The organism is Serinicoccus chungangensis (assembly GCF_001483745.1).
Taxonomy (GTDB): domain Bacteria; phylum Actinomycetota; class Actinomycetes; order Actinomycetales; family Dermatophilaceae; genus Ornithinicoccus; species Ornithinicoccus chungangensis_A.
Genome location: NZ_LQBL01000028.1, coordinates 629,261 through 655,061, shown reverse-complemented (window position 1 = coordinate 655,061; position 25,801 = coordinate 629,261). Strand labels below are relative to the sequence as shown.

Genomic DNA, 25,801 nt, shown 5'->3' with positions numbered 1-25,801 from the left:
CCCGAGCACGCCGGCGCGACAGGGCAGGCTGGCCCCATGGGGAGGGACGCCACGCACCCCACCGTCCGCCAGCTGCTGCAGGCCCAGCCGGACGGTGTCACGACGACCGACCTGCACCGCCTCGGCGTGTCCGACTCGGTCATCAGGAAGCAGATCGCCGAGGGGGTGCTGCTGCGGCTGCGCCGGGAGGTCTTCGTCGACCGCCGCGTCTGGGACGCCTCGGCCCCGTGGGAGCGCGACCGGCTGCGGGCACGTGCGGTCGTCGGCTCCTCGCCCTCGCTCGGCACCCGGCCCGGACAGGTGGCACTCAGTCACCGCAGCGCGATGGCCGAGCACGGGCTGGACGTCTTCGGCGTCGACGACGAGGTCCACGCGAGCCGGGTGGGGTGCGGGCGCGGGCACCGCTCGGGCGGCCTGTGGGTGCACGCACCCGTGCCGGTCGACCAGGTCATCGAGCAGGACGGTATGCCGTCGGTCCGGCCCGCGCTCGCGTCCCTCCAGGAGGCGGTCGTCCACGGGGCGGAGGCCGGGCTCGTGGCGGCCGACTCCGCCCTCCGGGCCCGGGCCGCCACCCCGGAGGAGCTCCGCGCCCTGGTCGGCCTGTCGTGCCTGCAGCGCGACCGGCCGGCGGCACGGCTGGTGGCGGAGCTGGCGGATGGGACGAGGGAGAGCGCCGGGGAGTCGCGCACGGCCTGGTTGCTGCACCTGCTCGGCATCGCGGTCGAGTGCCAGGTCGAGATCCGCGACCCGTCCGGATGGCTGGTCGGCCGCGCGGACTTCCGGGTGCGGGGGACCAGGGTCCTGCTGGAGTTCGACGGCCGGGTGAAGCACACCGACCGCGACGTCCTCGTCGCCGAGAAGCTGCGCGAGGACCGGCTCAGGGAGCTCGGCTACGAGGTGGTGCGGATCACGTGGGCCGACCTGGCCCACCCCCACGTCGTGCGGGCCAGGATCCGCGCCGCGCTGGGGCGGGCAGCCTCCCGGCGCCCCGCCTGACGCCCGCCCGGGCGACGGCCTGACGCCCGCCCGGGCGACGGCATACCTGAGCAGAGAAACAGGCCCGAGGCAGGGGATACGACCGCTGTCCCGGGACCCTTTCTCTGCTCAGGCGCCCGACCCGGAGGACGGGAGAGCCCTTTCTCTGCTCAGGTTCCCGAGCCCGGCGGGCGGGAGGCCTCAGCGCTCCCAGACCTGGGCGGCCCAGCGGTAGCGCGTGGGGACCCCGTCCTCCCCGGCGCTGTCGGGGTCGCCCAGGATGCTGCCGAGCAGCTCCCGCGGGGAGGGGTAGTCGTCACCGAGCGCGGAGAGGTACTCGCGATGGGCCTCGAGCGAGGCGACCCCGCGCTCGAAGGTGCCGGTGACGTCGACCTCGTGCGTGGGCGTGTGCCCTGCGGAGGAGGCGATCCACCGCACGCCGTCCCAGGGCTCGTGGCCCTCGGTCACGAGCTCGGGGAAGATCCACCGGTTGCCCGCGGCGGCGACGGCGTCGATGACGCTCAGCCCCACGGCCCGGTGGTCGGCCTGGTTGAGACCGCCGTTCGGGAAGGTCTCGGCGTGGGTGATGGTCGTCACGACCTCGGGACGCACGTCGCGGACGACCCGGGCGAGCTCACGGCGCAGCCGCAGGTCCGCCTCCACCACGCCGTCGGAGAAGCCCTCGAGGAAGAGCACCTCGTCCACACCGACCTCGCGGGCGCCGTCCCGCTCCTCCTGCTCGCGCAGCGGGCCGGCCTCGGCCCGGGCCATGGTGGCGATCCCCGCCTCGCCGCGGGTGACCAGGAGGTAGGTGACCTCCTTGCCCTCCTCGGTCCACCGCGCCACGGCGGCCGCCGTGCCGTACTCCAGGTCGTCGGGGTGGGCGACGATGCACAGCGCCCGCTGCCAGTCGTGGGGGAAGGTCGCAAGGCTCATGACAGCATCTCTAGCACGGCGCGCTCCAGGTCGCGCGTCCTCGCCGCAGGGGAGCGGTGTCGTCGCCGCGCCGCCTCGCCGATCGTCGTCCCTGCCTCGTAGAGGTCGATGACCCGGGGGTCGATGTAGGAGTTGCGGGCGATCGTCGGGGTGTTGCCGAGGTATGCCGACACCTCCTCGACCGCCGCCCGCACCGCACGACGCCGCGAGGTCTGGGTGTCGCCGGGCTCCTGCGTCAGCGCCAGGGAGGTCGCGGCGAGGACCGTGGCGTGCCAGGTGCGGAAGTCCTTGGCCGTCAGCTCGCCCCCGAGCAGCCCGTCGAGGTAGGCGTTGACCGCGGCGGCGTCCAGGTCGATCCAGCGCCGCCCGTCCTGGTAGGCCAGCAGCCGGTCGCCCGAGCGCCGCCGGCGCATCCGGTCCAGCGCGGCGATGACGTCGCGGTCGTCGATCTGGATCCGGTGCTCGACCCCCGACTTGCCGACGAAGGAGAAGAGCAGGACCTCGCCGCGGGCCCGCACGTGCCGCCGCTCCAGGGTCGTGAGGCCGAAGCTGCCGTGCGCGTCGGTGTAGACGTCGCTGCCGATGCGGAAGTAGCCCAGGTCGAGCAGGCGCACCGCGACCGCCTCGGCGCGCTGCACCGGCATACCCTCCAGGGCGAGGTCCCGGATGATCCGGCGGCGTGCCGCGGGGAGCCGCGCGGCGGCCTTGAGGACCCGCTCGAACTTGAGCTTGTCGCGCTGCTCGCGCCAGGCGGGGTGGTAGAGGTACTGGCGGCGGCCGGCGTCGTCGGTGCCCACCGCCTGCAGGTGACCGTTGGGGTGGGGGCAGATCCAGACGTGCTTCCACGCCGGCGGGATGACCAGCGCCTTGACCCGCGCCACGTCCTCGGGGCCCAGCCGAGCGCCCTGCGCGTCGAGATAGGTGAAGCCACGGCCCGACCGGCGGCGTGTCCAGCCGGGGGAGGCGGGGGAGACGGTGCGCAGGCGGGGCATCTGCTCAGATTAGGGTGCCCCGGCGCACGCTGATAACCTGGATGGTGCCGTCATGACGGCCGCGGATCGAGAGTGCCCCGGTGAACAGGCCCGGGTTGGCGCCGCGCAACAACACGAAGGAGTCGCCCATGGCGATCGAGACTGCCACCAAGCAGGACATCATCAAGGAGTACGCCACGACCGAGGGCGACACCGGCTCGCCGGAGGTGCAGGTCGCGCTGCTGACCGCCCGCATCCGCGAGCTCACCGAGCACGCCCGCGAGCACAAGCACGACCACCACAGCCGTCGCGGGCTGCTGCTCCTCGTGGGCAAGCGCAAGCGCCTGCTGCGCTACCTCGAGGACGTCGACATCGAGCGCTACCGGTCGCTGATCAAGCGGCTCGGCCTGCGCCGCTGAGTCTCGCACCGAGAGCGGTTCCCGTGAGGGGACCGCTCTCCGTGCGTCGGGGGGTCGCCACCCGCGCCCCCCGCCTGCAGGACCGACGGGCACAACGACGATGCCCCTCGCGCTGAGAGTGAAGAGAAAAGGAGGGCCCATGGAGGGTCCAGAGATCACGTTCGCCGAAGCCGCCATCGACAACGGCAGCTTCGGCACCCGCACCGTCCGGTTCGAGACCGGACGCCTGGCCAAGCAGGCCGGCGGCTCCGTCACCGCCTACCTCGACGACGACACCATGCTGCTGTCGACCACGACCGCTGGCAAGCACCCCAAGGACCACTTCGACTTCTTCCCGCTGACGGTGGACGTCGAGGAGCGCATGTACGCCCTGGGCAAGATCCCGGGCAGCTTCTTCCGTCGTGAGGGTCGCCCCTCGACCGACGCGGTCCTCACCTGCCGCCTCATCGACCGCCCGCTGCGCCCGACGTTCGCCAAGGGCCTGCGCAACGAGGTGCAGGTCGTCATCAGCGTCCTCTCGCTGAACCCCGACCACCAGTACGACGTGCTGGCGATCAACGCCGCCTCGCTGTCCACCCAGATCTCGGGCCTGCCCTTCAGCGGCCCGATCGGTGGCGTGCGCGTCTCGCTCATCGACGGCCAGTGGGTCGCCTTCCCCAACTTCTCCGACGCCGCGCGCTCGACCTTCGACATGGTCGTCGCCGGTCGGGTCGTCGACGGCGACGACGTCGCCATCATGATGGTCGAGGCCGAGTCCACCGAGGCCACCTGGGACCTGGTGAGGTCCGAGGGCAAGCAGGCCCCGACCGAGGACGTCGTGGCCCAGGGGCTCGAGGAGTCCAAGAAGTTCATCAAGGTCCTGTGCGAGGCGCAGGCCGAGCTGGCGTCCAAGGCCGCCAAGGAGGTCCAGGAGTTCCCGCGCTTCCTCGACTACGAGGACGACGCCTACTCCGCCGTCGAGGAGGCCACCAGCGGTGACCTGACCTCGGCGCTGCAGATCGCCGGCAAGGCCGAGCGCGAGGACCGGATCGACGAGATCAAGGCCGCGATGACGGCCCGGCTGGCCGGGGACGACGCCGCCTTCGCCGGGCGCGAGAAGGAGCTCTCGGCGGCCTACCGCGCCGTGCAGAAGAAGCTCATCCGCGAGCGCATCCTGCGCGACGAGGTCCGCATCGACGGTCGTGGGCTCAAGGACATCCGGGCACTCTCGGCCGAGGTCGAGGTCATCCCGCGGGCGCACGGCTCGGCGATCTTCGAGCGCGGCGAGACCCAGATCATGGGTGTCACCACGCTCAACATGCTGCGTATGGAGCAGCAGCTGGACACCCTCTCGCCGGTGACCCGCAAGCGCTACATGCACAACTACAACTTCCCGCCGTACTCGACCGGTGAGACCGGCCGCGTCGGTTCTCCGAAGCGTCGCGAGATCGGGCACGGCGCCCTCGCCGAGCGCGCCCTCATGCCGGTGCTGCCGACCCGCGAGGAGTTCCCCTACGCCATCCGGCAGGTCTCCGAGGCCCTGAGCTCCAACGGCTCGACCTCCATGGGCTCGGTGTGCGCGTCCACCATGGCGCTGCTCAACGCCGGGGTGCCGCTGCGCGCGCCCGTCGCGGGCATCGCCATGGGCCTGGTCTCGGCCGAGGTCGACGGCCAGACGAGGTATGCCGCGCTGACCGACATCCTCGGCGCGGAGGACGCCTTCGGCGACATGGACTTCAAGGTCGCCGGGACGCGGGAGTTCGTCACCGCGATCCAGCTGGACACCAAGCTCGACGGCATCCCCGCCGACGTGCTCGGTGGCGCGCTCACCCAGGCCCGGGACGCCCGGATGCACATCCTGGACGTCATGACCGAGGCGATCGACGCCCCGGACGAGATGAGCCCCTACGCGCCGCGCGTCATCTCGGTGCGCGTCCCCGTGGACAAGATCGGTGAGGTCATCGGGCCGAAGGGCAAGATGATCAACCAGATCCAGGAGGACACCGGCGCCGACATCTCCATCGAGGACGACGGCACCGTCTACATCGGCGCGACCGACGGCCCCTCGGCCGAGGCCGCGCGGGCCGCGGTCAACGCGATCGCCAACCCGCAGATGCCGGAGGTCGGCGAGCGCTTCCTCGGCACCGTGGTCAAGACCACGACCTTCGGGGCGTTCATCTCCCTGCTGCCCGGCAAGGACGGGCTGCTGCACATCTCCGAGATCCGCAAGCTGGTGGGCGGCAAGCGCATCGACGCGGTCGAGGACGTGCTGGGCGTGGGCCAGAAGGTCCAGGTGGAGCTCAAGGAGATCGACCCGCGTGGCAAGCTCTCGCTCGCCGCGGTGGTCGCCGGTGAGCAGGGCGGCGCGGCCGAGCCGGCGCCCGAGGCCGCTGAGCCGCAGGCCGCTGCGCCGGTCGCCGAGCCGGCCGTCGAGGTCGCCCAGGCCGAGGTCGCGTCGGCGCCCGAGGCCGAGACCCCGGGGTCCGAGGAGCCCGGCTCCGAGCAGGAGGGTGGCGACCGGCCCCGTCGTCAGCGTCGCCGCCGTGGCGGCCGCGGCCGCGGGAGCAACGGCACCGGCGCCGAGGGTGGCGAGAACGGCTCCGAGGAGGGCTGACCAGGCGCGCGGGTGACCGTGCGACATGACGAAGGGCGGGCCCGGTCGGGCCCGCCCTTCGGCGTCGTCGCGGTGTGGTCCGCGCCCTCGGTCAGGCGACCTGGGCGCGGCGCCGGATCTGCGGCGCGGGGGCACCGACGTGCCAACGCATCTCCATCCGGGTGCGGCCGGACGCGTCCGTCACCGGGACCCACGTGAGGGCCCGGGTCGGTCGCGCGGTCCGCAGCGGGCGAACACTCGCCATGGGAGCCACCTCCTCCAGGTCGGTCGAACGGTAGGCCGTTCATCTTCTGTTCACCTAGCGTACCCCAAGACGACGCAGAAGTGAACGACAGGTGAACGGGCGTGGCGTGCCGAGACGCGACGGGGGACCGCCGCGTGGGGAGGCGGGCGGTTCAGGAGCGGGTGGAGGGCGACCTGGCGGGAGGGCCGTGCGTGGCCTGGTGCAGGAACGCCTCCAGCGGACCGCGACGTCCGGTGGCCACGATCAGGCCGCCGGCCGCCAGGGCCAGCAGGCTGTGCAGCAGCAGGCCGGTCGTGGTGTCGCGGGCCAGCGGCCCGGTGTCCCCGAGCGGGGTGGAGAGGATGAGCACGTGGGCGACGTAGAGGGTGAGGGTGGTCCGTCCGGCGCCGGCGAGGACCGGCCAGGGCAGGGCCGGCGTGAGCCGCACGACGGCCAGGCAGCCGCCGAGGACGAGCAGGGCGGTGCCGGTGGTGTGGACGAGGTCGACGATGCTGCCGCTGTGCGGGGCCCACACGCCCAGCCACCACGCGCTCTCCTCGGGGTGGGTGCCGTAGAAGCCCGTGCGTCGGTCCGCGTCCAGGACGGCCCACGACCCGGCGTCGAGACCGACGCTGTCGAGCAGGGCGCTGCGCACCTGCGGCGAGCTCAGGAGCAGGGCGGAGACCCCGATCGACAGGGCGGCCGCTGCGGCGCCCCCGACGAGCAGGGAGCCGATGACCGTGCGGTCGGCGCCCCCGCGCGCCTGCACCCACCTGCCGACGGCCAGCCCGGCGAACAGGTAGGTGGCCCAGGTCAGCACCGGGTAGTAGCCCGTGACGAGCAGCTCGACCACCGTCTGCACCGGGTAGACGAGCAGCGAGGCCAGGGACGGGACCACGAGGGTCGGCTCCGGGAGCGCCTGGCGCAGGAGCAGGCTGACCACCGGGCTGAGCAGCCCCCACCCCAGGGCCAGCCACGCCAGGGACCGGGCCTGCCACCGCAGGACGGGGAGGGCGCAGCAGAAGAGCACGCCGTAGTAGGCGAGGATCACGGCGATGCCCGAGCTCGGGAGGCCGAGGACGAGACCGATCCCCGCGATGAGCGCCGAGCGCACGAGCAACCGGCGCCGGTAGGCACGGGGGTCGGCGCGGACCGCCTCGAGCGGGGCGGCGAGCGCGATGCCGACGCCCGCCAGCACCGCGAAGAGGGCCGAGGAGCGACCGGCGACGAGCTGGAACAGCCAGCTCACGCCACCCGGGCCGGCACCCTCCTGGACGGCCAGGTGCGCGGCGAACATCCCCAGCAGCGCGAGGGTGCGCGCCAGGTCGATCCCCACCAGCCGTCGCGAGGCGGTCATCGCGTCGTCACGTCCACGCGACCAGCCGCACCTCGCGGACCGTCCGTCCGTCGTCGCCGACGACGCGGTCCCGCCACGCCCCGTCCGGCTCGAACCCGGCCTCCTGCAGGAACGCGCGGGTGGTGCCGGCCTCGGCGAGCACCCAGGTCGCGACGCCCTCGAGCTGGTCGTGGGCGGCGCGGAGGGTGTCGATGGCCGCGTTGAGCAGCCGGGAGCCGTGTCCGGCGGCCCGGGCCTCCGGGTGCACGCCGCCGTCCAGGAGCAGGGCGCAGGTCCCCTCCGGAAGGCCGGGCTCGTCGTCGGCCGGGCCGACCGCGACGTACCCCGTCACCTGCGGCCCCGCGCAGGCCACGAGGAGACGGTGCCGTGGTGTGGGCGGGTGCTCCAGGGACTCGCGCCAGGCGGCCGCGAAGCGTGGCCCGGTCAGGGCGTCCAGGATCTCCTGGTCCAGCACGTCGGCGAGCTCGTGCTGCCAGACGAAGGCCTGGACCAGACCCACGGCCGGGGCGTCGTTGGGCCGCGCGGTCCGCACGCTGGCGTCGGCGGCGGGGGGCTGCTCGTGCTGATGGCTCACCCGCCCAGTCTCGCACCGGCCGCCGTGTTACAGACGCACCGTCACTTGACGTGCGTTGCGTTATACATGGGAGCTCATCTCTGGCACACTGGGGACATGTACGGCAACGACTTCGCCCAGCCCGGCGCCGCGGACTCGAAGGCGGCCGCGCCCCCGCACCCCCTCAACGCCGCCGAGACGCCGGACTACACGGACGCGCTCGCGGAGTACTTCGACGGGCTCATCGAGCAGGACCAGCGGGTCGAGCCGCGGGACGCCATGCCCGAGGCCTACCGCACGACGCTCGTCCGGCAGATGGCCCAGCACGCCCACTCCGAGATCATCGGTATGCAGCCGGAGGCCAACTGGATCACCCGCGCGCCCTCCCTGCGGCGCAAGGCGATCCTCATGGCCAAGGTGCAGGACGAGGCCGGCCACGGGCTGTACCTCTACTCCGCCGCCGAGACCCTCGGGGTGGACCGCTCCGAGCTGCTCGACAAGCTGCACTCGGGCCGGCAGAAGTACTCCTCGATCTTCAACTACCCCACGCTGACGTGGGCGGACGCCGGCGCGATCGGCTGGCTGGTGGACGGCGCGGCCATCATGAACCAGGTCCCGCTCTGCCGCTGCTCCTACGGGCCCTACGCCCGGGCCATGATCCGGGTGTGCAAGGAGGAGTCCTTCCACCAGCGTCAGGGCTTCGAGATCCTGTGGGTGCTGGCCCGCGGGACCGAGGAGCAGAGGGCCATGGCCCAGGACGCGGCCAACCGATGGTGGTGGCCGGCCCTGCAGATGTTCGGCCCGCCGGACACCGGCGAGCACGCCAGCAGCGGTCACACCGCGCAGAGCATGGCGTGGGGCATCAAGCGCTTCTCCAACGACGACCTGCGGCAGAAGTTCGTCGACATGACCGTGCCGCAGGCCCAGAAGCTCGGGATCACCCTGCCCGACCCAGACCTCGCCTGGAACGAGGAGCGCGGGCACTGGGACTTCGGCGCCATCGACTGGGACGAGTTCTGGCGCGTCCTCAAGGGCGACGGTCCCTGCAACGAGCAGCGCATCCGCACCCGGGTCGAGGCCCACGAGGAGGGTGCGTGGGTGCGGGAGGCCGCCGACGCGTATGCCGCGAAGCAGGCCGCGCGGCGCCAGCCGGAGGCGGTCGCGTGACCTCGGGGACCTGGCCTCTGTGGGAGGTGTTCGTGCGGGCCAAGCGCGGTCTGTCGCACGTGCACGCGGGCTCGCTGCACGCCCCCGACCGGGAGATGGCGCTGCGCAACGCGCGCGACCTCTACACCCGGCGGCAGGAGGGTGTCTCGATCTGGGTGGTGGCCTCGGAGGACATCACCGCGTCGAGCCCGGACGAGCGGGACAGCTTCTTCGACCCTGCTGCGGACAAGGTCTACCGGCACCCCACGTTCTACGACGTGCCGGAGGACGTGGAGTACCTGTGAGCGGCCAGCACCACGTCGACTACCTGCTCGGGCTCGGCGACGACGCGCTCGTCTACGCGCAGCGGCTCGGTGAGTGGCTCACCCACGCGCCGCAGATCGAAGAGGACATGGCCCTCGGCAACGTGGCTCTCGACCTCGTCGGTCAGGCCCGGGCCCTGCTGACCCACGCCGGGGAGGTCGAGGGAGCGGACCCGGTCCGCGACGAGGACGACCTGGCGATGCTGCGGCACGAGCGGGAGTTCCGCAACGTCCAGCTCGTCGAGCAGCCCCGCGGCGACTTCGCCCACGAGATGGCGCGGCTGCTGTGGTTCGCGACCTACCAGCGCGAGCTGTACGCCGCCCTGCTCACCTCGACCGACGAGACCCTGGCGGGCGTCGCCGCCAAGGCGGTCAAGGAGGTGGACTACCACCGCGACCACGCGACCCAGTGGGTGCTGCGCCTGGGCGACGGCACGCAGGAGAGCCACGACCGGATGCAGGCGGCCCTCGTGGCGGTGCACCCCTACGTCGCGGAGCTGGGCGAGGACCACGACGCCGCCCGGTGGGCCGCCGAGCACGGCGTCGGCGTGCTGCCCTCGAGCCTGACGGACGCGGTCAACGCCTACATCTCCGGAGTGCTGGAGCAGGCCACGCTCACCCTGCCGGACGCCCCCCGCTGGCACGCCCGGGGTGGACGTGAGGGCGTCCACTCCGAGGTCATGGGTTACCTGCTGGCCGAGATGCAGCACCTGCACCGCAGCCACCCCGGCGCGAGCTGGTGAGGACCGTGGTGCTGGACCCCGACCTGGTCGCCCGGGTGGAGCAGGACATGCGCGCCGTCCCCGACCCGGAGATCCCGGTCATCACCATCGACGACCTCGGTGTCCTCCGCGCGGTCGAGACGGCCGAGGTCGACGGGCACCCCGGGATGCGGGTGACCATCACCCCCACCTACTCCGGCTGCCCGGCGATGCACGCCATGGCCGACGCGGTCGTCGAGGCCGGCCGGTCCCACGGCATACCGGTCGAGGTCGTCACCCGGCTGTCCCCGGCCTGGACGACGGACTGGATGAGCGAGGAGGGCCGGGACAAGCTGCGCCGCTTCGGGATCGCCCCGCCCACCGGGGAGCGGGCGCACTCCGCGCCTCCGGGGCCGGTGCCCGTCGGGCTGCAGCTGCGGGTCGTCACCTGCCCGCAGTGCGGGTCCGACGACACCGAGGAGGTCGCCCGGTTCGGGTCGACCGCCTGCAAGGCGCTGCGCCGGTGCCGTACCTGCCGCGAGCCCTTCGACGAGTTCAAGACCCTGTAGACCGCCCGGGGCACCGCCCCGGCACCCCGCAGCCGGGGCGACGCCTCAGACCCCGAGGAGACCCATGAGCCTGATCCAGCAGCCGACGCGGCGTCGCGCGAGGTTCCACGACCTCACGGTGAGCCGGGTGGACCGCCTCACCGACGAGGCGATCGCTCTGAGCTTCGCGATCCCCGAGGACCTGCGCGAGGAGTTCGCCTTCGAGCCCGGCCAGCACCTCACCGTGCGGGCCACGATCGAGGGCCAGGACGTGCGGCGCTCCTACTCCTGCTGCATCTCCCGGGGACGCTCCCGGGAGACCGGTGAGGTCCGGGTGGCCGCCGCGACGGTCCCCGGCGGCCTGATGTCGAGCTGGCTCAACGAGCACGTGCAGCCCGGGGACACCCTGCAGGTCATGACCCCCATGGGGTCCTTCGTCTGCCCGACCGAGCCGACCGCGACCAAGCACCACGTGGGCGTCGCCGCCGGGTCCGGGATCACCCCGGTGCTCTCCCTGCTCACCACCGCGCTGGAGGAGGAGCCGCACTCCCGGGCCACCCTCGTCTTCGGCAACCGCCGGACCGACTCGGTGATGTTCCTGGAGGAGCTCATGGACCTCAAGAACCGCTTCCCGCAGCGGTTCACCCTGCTCAACGTCCTGTCCCGCGAACCGCAGGACGCCGAGCTGCTCACCGGCCGCATCGACCGCGACAAGGTCGAGCAGCTCATGGCCACCTTCGTCCCGGAGGACCAGGTGGACGAGTGGTACCTCTGCGGGCCGTTCGGGATGGTGGAGACCGTGCAGCAGGTCCTCGCCGAGCGCGGCGTGGACGCCGAGCACGTCCACCACGAGATTTTCCACGTGGACGGGGACGGCGCGCCGGTCACCACCCCGGACGAGGACGCGACGCCCCGCGACCCGGGCGCCCCCCCGGAGGCGGTCGCCACCGTCACGCTGGACGGGCGCACCACCACCGTGCCGATGGCCAGCGCCGCGGAGACCATCCTGGCGGCCACCCTGCGGGAGCGGCCGGACGCCCCCTTCTCCTGCACCGGCGGCGTGTGCGGCACCTGCCGCGCCAAGGTCGTCGACGGGGAGGTGCGGATGGAGCGCAACTACGCCCTCGAGCCGGACGAGGTCGAGCGCGGTTACCGCCTCATGTGCCAGTCGCACCCGGTGACCGAGGAGGTCACCATCGACTACGACGCCTGAGCGGCCCGCGGGCCGGGGTCAGCGGTCCAGCAGCTCGTGCCAGGCGACGCCCAGCTGCCCCAGCAGCTCGCGCAGCAGCGGCAGGCTGACGCCGACCACCGCGTGGTAGTCGCCCTCGATGCCCCGCACATAAGGACCGCCGAGGCCGTCGACGGTGAACCCGCCGGCCACCTGCAGCGGCTCGCCGGTGCCGACGTAGTAGGCGATCTCGGCGTCGCTGAGGTCGGCGAAGTGGACGACGGTGGACGCGGTCGCGCCGAGCGTGGCCCCGGTCCCGGGCGAGGAGCCCGCCCCGCCCTCGCGGTCGTCGACGAGCCAGTGCCCGGTGTGCAGCGTGCCCGACCGTCCGCGCATGGTCTGCCAGCGCTCCACCGCGACCTGCGAGGAGTGCGGCTTGCCGAAGACCTGCCCGTCCAGCTCCAGCACCGAGTCGCACCCCAGGACGAGGGCGTCCACGCCGTGCTCGCGGCTGACCTGCTCGGCCTTGGCCCGGGCGAGGGTCAGCGCGACGTCGGCGGCCTCCAGCTCCCCGTGCCGCTCCTGCGCCGCCGCCAGGGCCGCCTCCTCGTCCACCCCGGACACGATGACCTCGGGGGACACGCCGGCCCGCGAGAGGGTGGTGAGGCGGGCAGGCGAGGCGGAGGCGAGCACGAGGGGGATCACGGACGGGAGCCTACCGGCGTCGGCCGACCGCGGCGACGTCCCACGGGCCACACCCGTCACGGCAGCCCGGTCGTGCGGGGACGTTCACCGGTGCGGGGGGTATATACCCGTCATCCGCACGTTTCCCCGCACCACGGGGCGCGTGTGGCCGGTGGGATCCGTGGTGCGCCGGGCTCAGCCGCTGTCGTCCGCGCCGGCCCGCCACACGGAGGCGTCGAGGGCGTGGACGAGGTGCCGCACCAGCTCGGGGTATGCCGTGGCGTCCACCCGGGGGTGGTCGAAGTCCCGGCCGGGGTCGCGCACCAGTCCGATCGCGGCCATGACCCGCAGCGAGGGTGTGTTGACGGCCGGGGTGAAGGACACGATCTCCGGCAGTCCCACCTCGGTGAAGCCGAACCGCAGCGTCTCCCTGGCCGCCTCGGAGGCGAACCCGTGGCCCCACGCCGACCGCGCCAGCCGCCACCCCACCTCGACGGCGGGCCCCGAGGGCAGGAAGCCCGCGGGCCACAGCCCGGTGTAGCCCAGGAAGTCACCGGTGTCCCGGTGCTCCAGCGCCCACAGCCCGTAGCCGCGCCCGGACCAGCAGGAGTCGATGCGGTCGACGAAGGCGTCCGAGCGCTCGCGGCTCATCGGGCCCTGCAGGTAGCGCGTCACCTCGGGGTCGGCGTTCATCACGGCGAAGGGCTCCCGGTCGGCGTCGCTGAAGCCCCGGAGCACCAGGCGGGAGGTGACCCGCACGGGGGACCGACCGGTGGGGCTCACAGCTCGCCGAGGACCGCCGCACGCAGGGTGTCCAGGCCGACGCCCCCGATGTCCAGCGTCCGCCGGTGGAAGGCCTGGAGGTCGAAGGCGTCACCCTCCCGGCGCCGGCACTCCTCCCGCAGCTCCAGCCACAGCCGCTCACCGATCTTGTAGCTCGGGGCCTGCCCGGGCCAGCCGAGGTAGCGGTCCAGCTCGAAGCGCAGGGACTCCTCGTTCTCGGGCGCGTGCGCCGTGAGGAACCGCCACGCCTTGTCGTAGGTCCACTCACCGCCGCCGACCTCGGCCGGTGCCTCGAACCCGCAGTGCACCCCGATGTCGATGACCACCCGGGCCGCCCGCAGCGACTGCCCGCCGAGCAGGCCCATCCGGTTGCCCGGGTCGTCCATGTGACCCAGGTCGGCCATGAGCCACTCGGCGTAGAGTGCCCAGCCCTCCCCGTGGCCGGAGGTCCAGGACGCCAGGCGCCGCCAGCGGTTGAGCAGCTCGGAGCGGTAGACGGTCTGCGCGATCTGCAGGTGGTGGCCCGGGACCCCCTCGTGGTAGACGGTGGTGAGCTCGCGCCAGGTGGAGAAGCGGGTCACCCCCTGGGGCACCGACCACCACATCCGGCCCGGACGGCTGAAGTCCTCGCTGGGCCCGGTGTAGTAGATCCCCCCGGTCTGGCTGGGCGCGATCATGCACTCGATGCGCCGCACCGGCTCCGGCACGTCGAACTGCGTGCCGGCCAGCTCACGCACCGCCTCGTCCGCCTTGACCTGCATCCATCCGCGCAGCGCCTCGGTCCCCTCCAGGGCGTACGCCGGGTCGGCGTCCAGGAGGGCGACCGCCTCGTCGACGCTGGCGCCCGGCCGGATCTGCTCGGCCGTCTCCTCCATGAGCCGGGTGATGCGGGCGAGCTCCTCCTGGCCCCACCGGTAGGTCTCCTCGAGGTCGATGTCCGCCCCGAGGAAGCTGCGCGAGTGGAGCCGGTAGCGCTCCTGGCCGCACGCGTCCGACTCGGGCGCGCGGGGCTCCAGCTCCCCGGTGAGGTATGCCGCGAGCTCGCCGAAGGCCGCCTTGGCGCCGGCCACCGCCTCCGCGAGGTCGGCGCGCAGCGGCTCGGGCTGGTCGCTCGCCTCGCCGGTGAGGGCGTCGAAGCTGCTCGCGGTGTCACCGGCCTGGTCGCGGCACTGCGCGGCGACGGCGCGCACCTGCCGCACAGGCGGCACTTGGCCCTGGCCGGCGGACCAGGCGAGGGCGGAGGAGTACTGCCGCAGGGCCTCCGGCACCGCGCGCAACCGGGCGACGACCGTCTCCCACTGCTCCTCGGTGTCCTTGGGCATGAGGTCGAAGATGTCGCGCACCGCCTGCGGTGCCGAGGCGATGACGTTGAGCTCCACCGGGGCCCGTCCGGACAGGACGAGGTCCGCGAGCTCGACCTCCAGGCCGAGCCGCTCGCGCAGCGCCGCCACGGTGACCCGGTCGGTGTCGTCGACCGGCCGGGCGCCCTCCAGGGCGGCCAGCGTGGCGGCCGCCTGCTCCCGCTGGGCCCGCAGCCCGTCCAGCGACAGGTCGTCGATCTCGGCGTCCCGACCGGTCACGCCCAGGTAGGTCGCCTCGAGCGGGCTGAGCGCCACCGTGGCGTCCAGGTGCGCCTCGGCGATGCGGTCGATGTCGGTGGCGGTGCGGCTCTGCGTGGTCACCCCCGCAACCTACCGCGCACCGGCGGGCGGCCACCCCACGCATACCCTGTGCTCGTGCCCCGCCGACCCCGCCCCGCCGACCCGCGTCGCGAGACCGAGCGCTGGTTCCTCGCGCACGGGCTGTCCTACTTCGTGCCGGCCGAGCGGGCGGCGGCCCGGGCCGCGCTGCGGCCCCGCCACCTCGTGCCCGTCGGCCTGCTCGTGGTCGTCGTGACCGCGGCGCTCGGCGGGGCGCTCGGGTGGGTCTCGCAGACGGTCAGCGCGGCGCCGGCGGTGTGGCTGACGCTGCTCGTCCTCGCGGTGCTGTGGTACGCCTCGACCGCCCTGCACGCGCGCCCCATCCTCACCTTCGCGCTGCGCCGCACGGTGACGAGCGTCCCGCTCCTGGTCGGGACCGCCATGCGGGCGCTGCCGCTGCTGCTGCTCTTCGTGGCCTTCCTCTTCATCAACGCCGAGGCGTGGGAGATGAGCGCCAGCCTGCCCTTCACCACGCACTGGCTCGTCGTCCTGCTGCTGCTCGGCGTGGGCGTGGTGTTCCAGCTCATCCGGCTGCCGGAGGAGGTCGACAAGGCCGACGACGCGGTGGACGAGGCGTTCCTGGAACGGGCCTGCCGGGGCACGCCCATGGAGTCCACGCAGGCCCGGCTCGCCGCCGACCCGGGGGTGGACGCGGCGTCCTACGCCCGCGTCACCGGCTTCGAGCGGTGGAACCTCATCATCGCCCTGCTGCTCATCCAGCTGGTGCAGGTCGTGGCGCTCATCGTGGCCGTCTTCGTGTTCCTGCTCGTCTTCGGGTCGATCATCATGCAGCAGCAGACCCAGCTGAACTGGACCGGTCTGGAGCAGACCCGCCACGTGCCCTACCTCGGCAGCGTCTCGGTCGAGCTGGTCAAGGTCTCGCTGTTCCTCGCCTCGTTCTCCGGGCTCTACTTCATCGTCAGCGCGGTCACCGACGACACCTACCGGCACCAGTTCTTCTCGGTCGTCACCGACGAGCTGGAGCGGGCGGTCGGGGTCCGGGCCGTCTACCGCGCGCTGCGGGCGCGGGAGCGCAGCGACAGCCACGGCGACGGCGACGGCGTGGAGGGCCCGTCATGAGCGCCGGCTGGGACCCGGGCCACTACACGCGGTACGCCGCCGAGCGGGACCGGCCCTTCGCCGAGCTCATGGCCCGGGTGCCCGAGCTGCAGCCACGACGCGTCGTCGACCTGGGGTGCGGTCCGGGGCACGGCGTGCGCTGGCTGGCCGACCGGTGGCCGGGCGCCGACGTGCTCGGCCTGGACTCCTCGCCGGAGATGGTGGCCGCGGCCAGGGACACGGCCGGGGCCGGATCTGCCCGCGCAGAGGTGGGCGACCTCGTCGACTGGGCACGGGGCGGCCCGGACGAGGGGGAGGTCGACCTGCTGGTCACCACCGCCACCCTGCAGTGGGTCCCCGGGCACCTCGCCCTGCTGCCGGACCTGGTCGGCCGGCTGCGCCCCGGCGGGGTCCTCGCGATGACGGTGCCCGGCAACATGGGCGAGCCCAGCCACACGCTGAGGCGGGAGCTGGCGGCGCAGCCCCGGTATGCCGCGCACCTCGCCGGGGTCGCGAGCCCGTCCGCCCACGACCCGGCCGACTACCTGCGGGTGCTGTCCGCAGCCGGGTGCGAGGTGGACGCCTGGGAGACCACCTACCTGCACGTCCTCGACCCCGCCGGCGAGGACCCCGACCCGGTCTTCACCTGGGTCAGCGCCACCGGGGCCCGTCCCACGCGGCAGGCCCTGCCGCCGGGCCTGCGCGAGGGCTTCGCCGACGAGCTCCGCGCGGCCCTGCGCGCGGCATACCCGCGCACCGACGCGGGGGTGGTGCTGCCCTTCCGGCGGGTCTTCGCGGTGGCCACCCGGGGCAGCGCGTCCGGCTGAACCTCGGCCGGTCGCTGGCGGTGGCGGACGAACCTGTGCCAGGGTGACCGCACCATCAGACTGAGGGAGGACGGCCATGTCCGCAGACCAGATCGGATTCGCGCTCCTCGTGCTGGGGCTCTTCCTGCTCCTCGGCAAGGTGGTGAGGGTCAAGGTGGGATGGGTGCAGAAGCTCTTCCTGCCCAGCTCGATCATCGGGGGCTTCCTCATCCTGCTCCTCGGCCCGCAGGTGCTGGGCCGGGTCGGTGGCCCGGTCGGTGAGAACGGGCTCTTCACCGAGCCGATGCTCGACGTGTGGACCGCCCTGCCGGGCCTGCTCATCAGCGTCGTCTTCGCCACGATGTTCCTCGGCCAGGACCTGCCCACCCCGCGGCGCGCCGGCAAGCTCGTCGGGCCGCAGCTGGCCCTGGGTGTGGCGATGGGGTCCGGCCAGTACGTCGTCGGCCTGCTCCTGGCCGCGCTGATCCTGGTGCCGCTACTGGCCGCCGAGCCGATGGTCGGGGCCCTCATCGAGATGGGCTTCGAGGGAGGCCACGGCACCGCGGCGGGCATGCGCCCGGTGCTCGAGGACCTCGGCTACGGCGAGGGCGCCGACCTCGCGGTCGGCCTGGCCACCGTCGGCATCGTCGCCGGTGTGGTCATCGGCATCGCGCTCATCAACTGGGGGGTGCGGACGGGGCGCACCGAGATCCTCAAGGGCGACGTCCAGGCCTCGGTCGAGGAGCAGAAGGGGCTGTTCCGCAAGGACGAGTACTACCCCGCCGGCACCATGACCAGCCGCCCCTCCTCGGTGGAGCCGCTGTCGCTGCACATGGCGCTGGTGGCGGTGGCGATCCTCATCGGGTGGCTCTTCCTCGAGGCGCTGCGGTGGGTGGAGTCGCAGACCTACTCCAGCGTGATGATCAACGGCGACACGCCCCTGGAGATCTTCGCCTTCGTCCCGCTCTTCCCGCTGGCGCTGCTCGGCGGCGTGGCCATCCAGGCCGTCGCGGCGGCGCTCGGCGTCGACCACCTCATCGACCACCAGATCATGCTCCGCATCCAGGGCTGGGCCCTCGACTTCCTCATCGTGGCGGCGATCGGCACGCTCTCGCTGGAGGCCATCGGCTCCAACATCGGCTCGTTCCTGCTGCTGGCCGTGGCCGGCATCGCGCTCAACGTGGGGCTGTTCCTGTGGTTCGCCCCGCGGATCATCGGCCGCTACTGGTTCGAGCGCGGCATCGGCGACTTCGGCCAGTCCATGGGGGTCACCGCCACCGGGCTGATCCTCATGCGGATCACCGACCCGGACGCGGAGAGCCCGGCCTTCGAGGCGTTCGGCTACAAGCAGCTGGTCTTCGAGCCGTTCTTCGGCGGCGGGCTCGTCACGGCGCTCGCCGTGCCCGTCATCGCCCTCACCGGTCCGTGGCCGCTCTTCTCGGTCATGCTCGCGCTGTTCCTGGTCGCCCTCGGCACCGGGTGGTTCTACTTCCGCCCCCGGGCCGACGCCGAACGACGCGAGCTGCAGGAGAAGGGGGCCGACGGCGTCGACGCCGTCACCACATGACCGGGCCGGGTCGCATCCGCTCCACCAACCTCGCCCGGCCCAGGCACGACCCCGGCACGCCGCGCACCACTGGCATCGACAAGCACCCGGTGGGCGGGATCGACGTCCTCGCACCCGGTCCGCGGTACGGTGACGGGTCCGGGGCCGTGGGGGACCTCGTCGGTGACGCCCGGCACCACGGCGGCGGCGAGGTACCACGACGCCCTGGCCCGCCGGGTGGGGGCCCGGACGTCCCGCTAGCGGGGCAGGGCCGAGGCGCGCCAGCCGTCCGGCCCGACCGAGGGGCGGGGCCGGGCGAACCGCGCTCGCGCCGTCCACAGGGTGCGGGGGGCGCCGGGACGCTCCGGTGCCGGGTCGCCGCTGCCGCCGGCGGCGCTCAGGACCACGGTGAGCGCGGCGAGCTGGGCCGGCGTCGGGGCGCCGCGCACCACCCGCACCAGCGCGGGCTCCGGCGCCTCCGGGGTCCCCGGCGTGTCGCTCACAGCGGGATGTTCCCGTGCTTGCGCGGTGCCCGGTTGGACCGCTTGGTGCGCAGGTGGCGCAGGGCGCGGGACACCTCGAGGCGGGTGTGCGACGGCTCGATGACCGCGTCGACGTAGCCGCGCTCGGCCGCGACGTAGGGGTTGGCGAGGGTGTCCTCGTACTCCCGGATCCGGCGGGCCCGCTCGGCCTCCACGTCGCCACCCTCGGACTGCACCTGGGCCAGCTCGCGACGGTAGAGGATGTTGGCGGCCCCCTGGGCGCCCATGACGGCGATCTGGGCGGTGGGCCAGGCCAGGTTGATGTCGGCGCCGAGGTGCTTGGAACCCATGACGTCGTAGGCCCCGCCGTAGGCCTTGCGGGTGATGACCGTGACCAGCGGGACGGTCGCCTCGGCGTAGGCGTAGAGCAGCTTGGCGCCGCGGCGGATGATGCCCCCGAACTCCTGGTCGGTGCCCGGCAGGAACCCCGGCACGTCCACGAAGGTGAGGATGGGGATGTTGAACGCGTCGCACGTGCGCACGAAGCGGGCGGCCTTCTCCGAGGCGTCGATGTCCAGGGTGCCGGCCAGCTGCATCGGCTGGTTGGCGACGACCCCGACCGAGCGACCCTCGACCCGCCCGAAGCCCACGACGATGTTGGGCGCGAACAGCTCCTGCACCTGGAGGAAGTCGCCGTCGTCCAGCACGGCGCGCACGGCCTCGGTGATGTCGTAGGGGACGCCGGGGGAGTCGGGGATGAGCACGTCGAGCTCGGCGTCGGTCTCGCCCACCTCCTCGTCCGGCTCCTCGTCGTAGACCGGGGGGTCCTCGAGGTTGTTCTGCGGCAGGTAGCCCAGCAGCTCCTTGACGTAGCCGAAGGCGTCGTCCTCGTCGCTGGCGAGGTAGTGGGCCACGCCGCTGGTGGAGTTGTGGGTGCGGGCCCCGCCCAGCTCCTCGAAGGTGACGTCCTCGCCGGTAACCGTCTTGATGACGTCCGGGCCGGTGATGAACATGTGCGAGGTCTGGTCGACCATGACGACGAAGTCGGTGATGGCGGGGGAGTAGACCGCCCCGCCGGCACAGGGCCCCATGACCAGGGAGATCTGCGGGATGACCCCGGAGGCGTGCACGTTGCGCTTGAAGATCTCGGCGTAGAGACCCAGGGCGACCACGCCCTCCTGGATGCGCGCGCCGCCGGAGTCGTTGATGCCCACGACCGGGCACCCGATCTTCATGGCCAGGTCCATGACCTTGACGATCTTCTCGCCGTAGACCTCGCCGAGGGAGCCGCCGAAGACGGTGAAGTCCTGGGCGAACACGGCGACGGGCCGGCCGTCGACGGTGCCGTAGCCGGTGACCACGCCGTCGCCGTAGGGACGGTTGCGCTCCTGCCCGAAGGCCGTCGAGCGGTGCCGCGCCAGCGCGTCCAGCTCGGTGAAGCTGCCCTCGTCCAGCAGCGCGTCGATGCGCTCGCGGGCGGTGAGCTTGCCCTTGGCGTGCTGCTTCTCGACGGCCTTCTCGGACCCGGCGTGGACGGCGTGGTCCACCCGTGCGCGGTAGTCCTCGAGCCGCCCGGCGGTCGTGCGCAGGTCCGGTCCCTCGGCGTCCTGGCTGTCGTCGCTGAGCTGGTCGGTCATGCCCCCAACTTAGCCTTGGACCATGACCCGACTGTGCTGGGCCACGCCGGAGCGCCACGAGAGCCTCGGCTCGACCAACGTCGAGGCGCTCACCGACCCACGCCCCGGTCGCGTGGTCGTCGCCGACCACCAGAGCGCGGGGCAGGGCCGACGCGGCCGCGCCTGGTCCTCGCCGCCCGGGACCTGCCTGGCGGTGAGCGCCGTCCTGCCGCCCGTCCCGGCGCCGGTGGTGGGCTGGCTGCCGCTGGCCGCGGGCGTGGCGGTCCTGGACGCGCTCGAGGCGAGCCGCTGGCCGGTGCGCGCCGTCCTCAAGTGGCCCAACGACGTGCTGCTCGAGGACGGGCCGGCCCCGGGCAAGCTCTGCGGGGTGCTGGTGCAGGGGGCGGACACCGGGGCGCTCGTCGTCGGCGTCGGGGTGAACGTCGACCACGACCGCGACCAGCTGCCGGTGCCGACGGCCACCTCGTGGCGCCTCGCCCGGGGCGGGGCCCCGCTCCCGGACGGCGCGCGCGAGCTCTTCCTCGAGGACTACCTGCGCCGGCTCCGGGAGCTGCACGCGGCCCTGGCGCGCGGCAGCGCAGGGCCCGTGCGCACGGCATACCTCGCCCGGTGCGCGACCCTCGGGCGCGCGGTCGTCGTGCACCGGCCGGACGGGTCCAGGGTCAGCGGGGAGGCGGTCGGGCTGGACGAGGGCGGGGCGCTCGTGGTGCGCGGGCGGGGCGGCGCGGTCGGGGTGCACCACGCCGGCGACGTCGAGCACCTGCGCGACCAGTAGCCTCACCGCATGGACGCACCGACGATGCTTCAGGTGACCCGGCACCCCTCCGCGGACGAGGGGGCGGGAGGTGAGCCCGGGTCCGTGGTCGAGCTGACCCTCGACCGCCCCGAGGCCATGAACGCCATCTCCACGGCCTTCGCGCAGGAGATCACCGCGACGACCGCGACCCTGGCCGCCGACCCGACCGTGCGTGCCGTGGTCCTCACCAGCGCCCACGACCGGGCCTTCTGCGTGGGCGCGGACCTCAAGGAGCGCAACGGCTTCACCGACGCGCAGATGATGGACCACCGACTCGTGTCCAAGCTCGCCTACCGCGGCGTCCTCGACCTGCCGGTGCCGGCCGTGGCCGCGGTGGAGGGGTATGCCCTGGGCGGCGGGCTGGAGCTCGCGCTCTCCTGCGACCTCCTCGTCGCCGGGGCGGGGGCGACCCTGGCGCTGCCGGAGGTCGGGGTGGGCGTCATCCCCGGGGGCGGGGGCACCCAGCTGCTCACCCGGCGGGTGGGGTGGTCGCGGGCGGCCTCGATGATCTTCACGGGGCGCCGGCTCGGCGCGCAGGAGGGTCGCGACCTCGGGGTCGTCGACGAGCTGGTCGAGGCGGGGTCCGCACGCGACCGGGCCCTGGAGCTGGCGGCGACCATCGCGGCCAACTCCCCGGTCGCCGTGCGCAACGCCAAACGGGCCATGCGGATGGGGATGGGGACCGACCTGGCCGCCGGCCTGGAGATCGAGGACGGCGCCTGGCGGGCCACCGCGTTCAGCCGCGACCGGGCCGAGGGCGTGGCCGCCTTCGCCGAGAAGCGCAGGCCGCAGTGGCCCGGACGATGACCGGAAGCGCATACTGTCAACCAGCCACGCGGAGGGAGACGACGTGACCAGGGTGCTGCTCGCCGAGGACGACCCGACGATCTCGGAGCCGCTCGCCCGAGCGCTGCGGCGCGAGGGCTACGAGGTGACCGTCGCGGCCAACGGCCGCTCGGCGCTGGCCGAGGCGACCGGGGACGTCGCGCACGACCTCCTCGTGCTCGACCTCGGGCTGCCGCAGCTCGACGGGGTCGAGGTATGCCGTTCCCTGCGCGACTCCGGGGTGCGGATGCCGGTCCTCATGCTCACCGCCCGCAGCGAGGAGGTGGACACCGTCGTCGGCCTGGACGCCGGCGCCGACGACTACGTCACCAAGCCGTTCCGCCTCGGTGAGCTCCTCGCCCGGGTGCGGGCGCTCCTGCGCCGGGGGCCGACCTCGAGCCAGACGCCCGGGGGTACCGCGCTGCGGATGGACATCGAGGCCCGCCGGGTCTTCCTCCACGACCGCGAGGTCCGCCTCACGACCAAGGAGTTCGACCTGCTGCGGGTCCTCATGCGCGAGGAGGGTCGGGTCGTGTCGCGCGAGGTGCTCATGCGCGAGGTCTGGGACACCTGGTTCGGGTCGACCAAGACCCTCGACATGCACGTCTCCGTGCTGCGCCGCAAGATCGGGGACGACGCCCACGACCCGCGGCACATCGTCACGGTCCGCGGCGTGGGCTTCCGCTTCCAGAACGACCCCGACGGCGCCGACGCCGACGCCGTGGACTGAGCGCCGTGCGGAAGGTGCTGCGCGACCTGGCGGTCCGCATCGTGCTGACCGTGGTCGGGGTCTCCCTCCTCTTCGGTGCGCTCATCGCCTGGTTGCTGCGGGAGGCGCAGACCACCCGCTGGCAGACCGGCAGCGGGGAGATGCCCGACTGGTGGCTGCTCGGCACGCTGGTCCTCACCGGCGCGGTGATCCTGGCGATCGCCGTCCCGGCCGCCCGCTCGTGGGCGGACCGCGCCGCGGAGTCCACCGCCCGACCCCTGCGCCAGCTGGCCCACCGCACCGACGAGCTGGCCTCGGGCGGGTTCGTGCTGGACCCGCAGACCCGTCCCGGTCGGCTCGTGGAGCAGGAGCCGTTCCGCTCCGGGATCGCCGAGATCGACGCGGTGGCTCGCGAGGTCGACCGGCACCACCACACCTTCGCCCGGGCGCTCGTCTTCGAGCGGTCCTTCGCGGCGGACGCCTCGCACCAGCTGCGCACGCCGCTGGCCGCGCTGCTGCTGCGGCTGGAGGAGATCGCCCAGTCCGACGACGCGTCCGTGGCCCGGGCCGAGGCGGAGATCGCCATCAGCCAGGTGGAGCGGCTGACCGGGGTGGTCGACGAGCTGCTCCAGCGCACCCGGGCGGGGCACGCCAGCGGTGGCGCGGTGAGCGCCGCGGACGCGGTGCTCGCCGGCCTGGACGAGGAGTGGACGCCGGCCTTCGAGGAGCGGGGGCGCTCGATCGAGCTCACCTGCGAGCGGGGGGTCATCGTCGAGGCGAGCGCCTCGGTCCTCTCGCAGGTGCTCAACACGCTCGTGGAGAACTCGCTGGTGCACGGGCGCGGTGACGTGCGGGTGCACGTCGCGCGGTCGGGGCCCTCGGCGGTGTTCACCGTCTCCGACCAGGGCCCGGGCATCCCGCGCGACCTGGCCCGGACCATCTTCGACCGCGGCACGACGAGCGGCCAGGGGACCGGTCTGGGGCTCGCCGTGGCGCGGGAGACGGCCGAGTCGATCGGCGGCCGGCTCGAGCTGACCCGCGCCTTCCCGCCGACCTTCGCCTGCTACCTGCCCCTGGCGGTCACGCCCTGACCGGTCGCGTCGAGCTCCAGCTCGCCGCGGAAGACGAAGGTGCGGTAGGCCCAGAACCGGAACATCGTGCCCAGCACCAGCCCCACGCCGTTGCCCGAGACGTTGTCGGCCAGCTGGCTGTCCAGCCCGAGCACGTAGCGGGAGAAGCCCAGGCACGCCACCGCCACGAGGAGACCGACCGCGTTGAAGAGGACGAAGAGGGCGAACTCGTGCGCCACCGGCTCGCTGCGCCGGTGGCGGAAGGTCCACCACCGGTTGCCGACCCAGGAGAAGACCGTCGCCACGCTCGTCGCGACCACCTTGGCCCACAGCGGCGTGGTGGACATGGGGCCCTCGCCCAGGCCCGGCACCCCGAAGACGAGCACGTTGTAGAGCGCCGTGTCGAGCACAAAGGCCACGGCCCCCACGGTCCCGAACTTCGCGAGCTCGGCCACGAGGACCCGGTAGGTCGCGCGCGCACGCGCCACGAGCCCGGAGGCGGCAGAGGGGATCACGGGGCGGCAGTCTAGGTGGAGCGGCTGGGTAGGCTGACCGCGTGACCTCTCCCAGCCCCGTCCGTGCCGAGGGCGGCTTCCCGGTGGTGGGCATCATCGGCGGGGGACAGCTCGCCCGCATGTGCCAGCCGCCCGCGACCAACCTCGCCCTCACCCTGTCCGTGCTCGCCGAGAGCCCGACCTCCAGCGCGGCCCTCGTGGTGCCGCACAGCCCGGTCGGGGAGCACACCGACACCGAGGCCGTGCTGGCCTTCGCCCGGGGGTGCGACGTGGTGACCTTCGACCACGAGCACGTGCCCCAGGAGGTGCTCCTGGCGCTGCAGGACGCCGGGGTGAGCCTCCATCCCAGCCCGCAGGCCCTCGTCTTCGCGCAGGACAAGCTCGCCATGCGGCGGCGGCTCACCGACCTGGGGCTGCCGTGCCCCCGCTGGGCGCAGGCCCGGACCGCCGCCGACGTCGAGGAGTTCGCCGCCCGGGTGGGATGGCCGCTGGTCGCCAAGGCGCCGCGCGGCGGTTACGACGGCAAGGGGGTGCTGGTCTGCCGCGCGCTCGCCGATCTCGACGGGTGGCTCGAGGGCGTGGGGCACGGCGGGCTGGCCGACGGCATCCTGCTGGAGGAGGCCGTGGACTTCTCCCGCGAGCTGTCGATCATGGTGGGCCGCAGCCCCTCGGGCCAGGCTGCGGCCTGGCCCGTCGTGGAGACCGTGCAGGAGGGCGGGATCAACACCGAGGTCCTCGCCCCGGCGCCCTCCCTCGACCCGGACCTGGCCGCGGCCCTCACCGAGGGCGCGCTGCGCCTCGCCGGGGAGCTGGACGTCACCGGCGTCATGGCGGTGGAGGCGTTCGAGGTGCGCGACACCGGGACCGGCGCCCCGGCATACCTCGTCAACGAGCTGGCGATGCGGCCGCACAACAGCGGGCACTGGAGCATCGACGGCTCGGTCACCAGCCAGTTCGAGCAGCACCTGCGGGCGGTGCTGGACCTCCCGCTGGGCGACCCCTCCGCCCGGGCGCCGTGGACGGCCTCGGCCAACGTCCTGGGCGGGGACTACCCCGAGCTCTACGCCACCTACCGCCACCTGCTGGCCCGCGACCCCGGGCTCAAGGTGCACCTCTACGGCAAGGGGGTGCGACCGGGGCGCAAGCTCGGGCACGTCACCGTCTACGGCGGCGAGCCGGGAGACCTGGTCTCGCTCGAGGAGCTGCGCGGGCGCAGCCGGCACGCCGCCGACTACCTGCAGGGGGTGGTGACGGAGTGAGCAGCGAGGCTCCC

The 25,801-nt window shown here is 73.4% G+C and carries 28 protein-coding genes; 16 read left to right on the top strand and 12 right to left on the bottom strand.

Translation table 11 applies throughout. The features are described from left to right. Positions 1-36: 36 nt before the first annotated feature. On the top strand, positions 37-996 hold the full coding sequence (locus tag AVL62_RS11400) for a hypothetical protein (protein WP_058891720.1): 960 nt from the start codon (positions 37-39) through the stop codon (positions 994-996). 180 nt (positions 997-1,176) lie between these two features. Here the strand turns inward: AVL62_RS11400 and AVL62_RS11395 are convergent, their stop codons facing one another. Genes AVL62_RS11395 through AVL62_RS18055 form a run of 3 tightly spaced genes read right to left on the bottom strand, consistent with a single transcriptional unit; the run spans position 1,177 to position 3,033 of the window. Next, positions 1,177-1,911 (bottom strand): PIG-L deacetylase family protein, encoded by a 735-nt coding sequence (locus AVL62_RS11395; RefSeq protein ID WP_058891719.1) that lies wholly within the window; start codon positions 1,909-1,911, stop codon positions 1,177-1,179. Further along, positions 1,908-2,903 carry a DNA topoisomerase IB gene (locus AVL62_RS11390; protein ID WP_058891718.1) on the bottom strand — a complete coding sequence of 332 codons (996 nt, stop codon included), beginning with the start codon at positions 2,901-2,903 and terminating at the stop codon, positions 1,908-1,910. Before AVL62_RS11390 ends, AVL62_RS11395 begins: the two co-directional genes overlap by 4 nt. A 4-nt stretch (positions 2,904-2,907) precedes the next feature. Further along, positions 2,908-3,033, bottom strand: a complete 126-nt coding sequence (locus AVL62_RS18055; protein WP_268793646.1) for a hypothetical protein — start codon at positions 3,031-3,033, stop codon at positions 2,908-2,910. On the opposite strand from AVL62_RS18055, the gene rpsO reads away from it, so the two are divergent. Then, positions 3,032-3,301: a 30S ribosomal protein S15 gene (gene rpsO / locus AVL62_RS11385; protein WP_058891717.1), complete on the top strand. Its 270-nt coding sequence runs from the start codon at positions 3,032-3,034 to the stop codon at positions 3,299-3,301. The two genes, AVL62_RS18055 and rpsO, sit on opposite strands and share 2 nt — an antisense overlap. Before the next feature lie 139 nt (positions 3,302-3,440). Beyond that, positions 3,441-5,894, top strand: coding sequence for a polyribonucleotide nucleotidyltransferase (locus tag AVL62_RS11380; protein ID WP_058891716.1), 2,454 nt, complete (start codon positions 3,441-3,443; stop codon positions 5,892-5,894). Between the two features lie 91 nt (positions 5,895-5,985). Here AVL62_RS11380 and AVL62_RS17320 read toward each other — a convergent pair whose 3' ends face one another. From AVL62_RS17320 to AVL62_RS11370, 3 genes are all read right to left on the bottom strand, one after another. After that, on the bottom strand, positions 5,986-6,138 hold the full coding sequence (locus AVL62_RS17320; protein ID WP_161937881.1) for a hypothetical protein: 153 nt from the start codon (positions 6,136-6,138) through the stop codon (positions 5,986-5,988). Between the two features lie 151 nt (positions 6,139-6,289). Then, complete coding sequence (locus tag AVL62_RS11375) at positions 6,290-7,474, bottom strand: heparan-alpha-glucosaminide N-acetyltransferase domain-containing protein (protein ID WP_058891715.1); 1,185 nt, start codon at positions 7,472-7,474, stop codon at positions 6,290-6,292. 7 nt (positions 7,475-7,481) lie between these two features. Then, a complete protein-coding gene (locus AVL62_RS11370; protein ID WP_058891714.1) occupies positions 7,482-8,048 on the bottom strand; it encodes a GNAT family N-acetyltransferase in 567 nt (188 codons plus the stop codon). Positions 8,049-8,144: 96 nt separating this feature from the next. On the opposite strand from AVL62_RS11370, the gene paaA reads away from it, so the two are divergent. From paaA to paaE, 5 genes are all read left to right on the top strand, one after another. Then, positions 8,145-9,194 carry a 1,2-phenylacetyl-CoA epoxidase subunit PaaA gene (gene paaA, locus AVL62_RS11365; RefSeq protein WP_058891713.1) on the top strand — a complete coding sequence of 350 codons (1,050 nt, stop codon included), beginning with the start codon at positions 8,145-8,147 and terminating at the stop codon, positions 9,192-9,194. Next, complete coding sequence (gene paaB, locus AVL62_RS11360; RefSeq protein WP_058891712.1) at positions 9,191-9,478, top strand: 1,2-phenylacetyl-CoA epoxidase subunit PaaB; 288 nt, start codon at positions 9,191-9,193, stop codon at positions 9,476-9,478. The genes paaA and paaB overlap by 4 nt, the downstream gene beginning before the upstream one ends. Then, on the top strand, positions 9,475-10,239 hold the full coding sequence (paaC, locus tag AVL62_RS11355) for a 1,2-phenylacetyl-CoA epoxidase subunit PaaC (protein WP_058891711.1): 765 nt from the start codon (positions 9,475-9,477) through the stop codon (positions 10,237-10,239). The genes paaB and paaC overlap by 4 nt, the downstream gene beginning before the upstream one ends. Positions 10,240-10,247: 8 nt before the next feature. After that, positions 10,248-10,766 (top strand): 1,2-phenylacetyl-CoA epoxidase subunit PaaD, encoded by a 519-nt coding sequence (paaD, locus tag AVL62_RS11350; protein ID WP_235585679.1) that lies wholly within the window; start codon positions 10,248-10,250, stop codon positions 10,764-10,766. 64 nt (positions 10,767-10,830) lie between these two features. After that, positions 10,831-11,958 (top strand): 1,2-phenylacetyl-CoA epoxidase subunit PaaE, encoded by a 1,128-nt coding sequence (paaE, locus tag AVL62_RS11345; RefSeq protein WP_058891709.1) that lies wholly within the window; start codon positions 10,831-10,833, stop codon positions 11,956-11,958. An 18-nt stretch (positions 11,959-11,976) separates the two neighbouring features. Here paaE and AVL62_RS11340 read toward each other — a convergent pair whose 3' ends face one another. The 3 genes from AVL62_RS11340 to AVL62_RS11330 form a co-directional block, all read right to left on the bottom strand. Continuing rightward, positions 11,977-12,621, bottom strand: a complete 645-nt coding sequence (locus AVL62_RS11340) for a Maf family protein (protein WP_058891708.1) — start codon at positions 12,619-12,621, stop codon at positions 11,977-11,979. A 174-nt stretch (positions 12,622-12,795) separates the two neighbouring features. Then, positions 12,796-13,383 (bottom strand): GNAT family N-acetyltransferase, encoded by a 588-nt coding sequence (locus AVL62_RS11335; RefSeq protein ID WP_235585668.1) that lies wholly within the window; start codon positions 13,381-13,383, stop codon positions 12,796-12,798. Then, a complete protein-coding gene (locus tag AVL62_RS11330; RefSeq protein ID WP_058891707.1) occupies positions 13,380-15,065 on the bottom strand; it encodes a DUF885 domain-containing protein in 1,686 nt (561 codons plus the stop codon). The genes AVL62_RS11335 and AVL62_RS11330 overlap by 4 nt, the downstream gene beginning before the upstream one ends. Positions 15,066-15,119: 54 nt before the next feature. Between AVL62_RS11330 and AVL62_RS11325 the strand changes: the two genes are divergently transcribed. The 3 genes from AVL62_RS11325 (at position 15,120) to AVL62_RS11315 (ending at position 18,515) form a co-directional block, all read left to right on the top strand. Then, positions 15,120-16,163 carry a hypothetical protein gene (locus AVL62_RS11325; RefSeq protein ID WP_058891832.1) on the top strand — a complete coding sequence of 348 codons (1,044 nt, stop codon included), beginning with the start codon at positions 15,120-15,122 and terminating at the stop codon, positions 16,161-16,163. Beyond that, positions 16,160-16,969, top strand: a complete 810-nt coding sequence (locus tag AVL62_RS11320; protein ID WP_058891706.1) for a methyltransferase domain-containing protein — start codon at positions 16,160-16,162, stop codon at positions 16,967-16,969. The genes AVL62_RS11325 and AVL62_RS11320 overlap by 4 nt, the downstream gene beginning before the upstream one ends. A gap of 76 nt (positions 16,970-17,045) precedes the next feature. Continuing rightward, positions 17,046-18,515: a sodium/glutamate symporter gene (locus AVL62_RS11315; RefSeq protein ID WP_058891705.1), complete on the top strand. Its 1,470-nt coding sequence runs from the start codon at positions 17,046-17,048 to the stop codon at positions 18,513-18,515. Between the two features lie 236 nt (positions 18,516-18,751). Here the strand turns inward: AVL62_RS11315 and AVL62_RS11310 are convergent, their stop codons facing one another. After that, entirely contained in the window at positions 18,752-18,997 is a 246-nt protein-coding gene (locus AVL62_RS11310) for an acyl-CoA carboxylase subunit epsilon (RefSeq protein ID WP_058891704.1), read from the bottom strand. Beyond that, positions 18,994-20,613, bottom strand: a complete 1,620-nt coding sequence (locus AVL62_RS11305) for an acyl-CoA carboxylase subunit beta (RefSeq protein WP_058891703.1) — start codon at positions 20,611-20,613, stop codon at positions 18,994-18,996. The genes AVL62_RS11310 and AVL62_RS11305 overlap by 4 nt, the downstream gene beginning before the upstream one ends. A gap of 22 nt (positions 20,614-20,635) precedes the next feature. Here AVL62_RS11305 and AVL62_RS11300 point away from each other — a divergent pair, with 22 nt between their 5' ends. From AVL62_RS11300 to AVL62_RS11285, 4 genes are read left to right on the top strand one after another with little or no spacing between them, the layout of a single operon-like run. Continuing rightward, on the top strand, positions 20,636-21,388 hold the full coding sequence (locus AVL62_RS11300) for a biotin--[acetyl-CoA-carboxylase] ligase (protein ID WP_058891702.1): 753 nt from the start codon (positions 20,636-20,638) through the stop codon (positions 21,386-21,388). 9 nt (positions 21,389-21,397) lie between these two features. Continuing rightward, on the top strand, positions 21,398-22,216 hold the full coding sequence (locus tag AVL62_RS11295; protein WP_235585667.1) for an enoyl-CoA hydratase-related protein: 819 nt from the start codon (positions 21,398-21,400) through the stop codon (positions 22,214-22,216). 43 nt (positions 22,217-22,259) lie between these two features. Then, the gene (locus tag AVL62_RS11290) at positions 22,260-22,964 is read left to right on the top strand and encodes a response regulator transcription factor (RefSeq protein WP_058891701.1); all 705 of its coding nucleotides are present in this window, start codon (positions 22,260-22,262) and stop codon (positions 22,962-22,964) included. A gap of 5 nt (positions 22,965-22,969) precedes the next feature. Continuing rightward, positions 22,970-24,034, top strand: a complete 1,065-nt coding sequence (locus AVL62_RS11285) for a sensor histidine kinase (RefSeq protein WP_058891700.1) — start codon at positions 22,970-22,972, stop codon at positions 24,032-24,034. Here AVL62_RS11285 and AVL62_RS11280 read toward each other — a convergent pair. Then, a complete protein-coding gene (locus tag AVL62_RS11280; protein ID WP_058891699.1) occupies positions 24,007-24,528 on the bottom strand; it encodes a GtrA family protein in 522 nt (173 codons plus the stop codon). The genes AVL62_RS11285 and AVL62_RS11280 overlap by 28 nt on opposite strands. 41 nt (positions 24,529-24,569) lie before the next feature. On the opposite strand from AVL62_RS11280, the gene AVL62_RS11275 reads away from it, so the two are divergent. After that, entirely contained in the window at positions 24,570-25,787 is a 1,218-nt protein-coding gene (locus tag AVL62_RS11275) for a 5-(carboxyamino)imidazole ribonucleotide synthase (protein WP_058891698.1), read from the top strand. Positions 25,788-25,801: the final 14 nt, after the last annotated feature.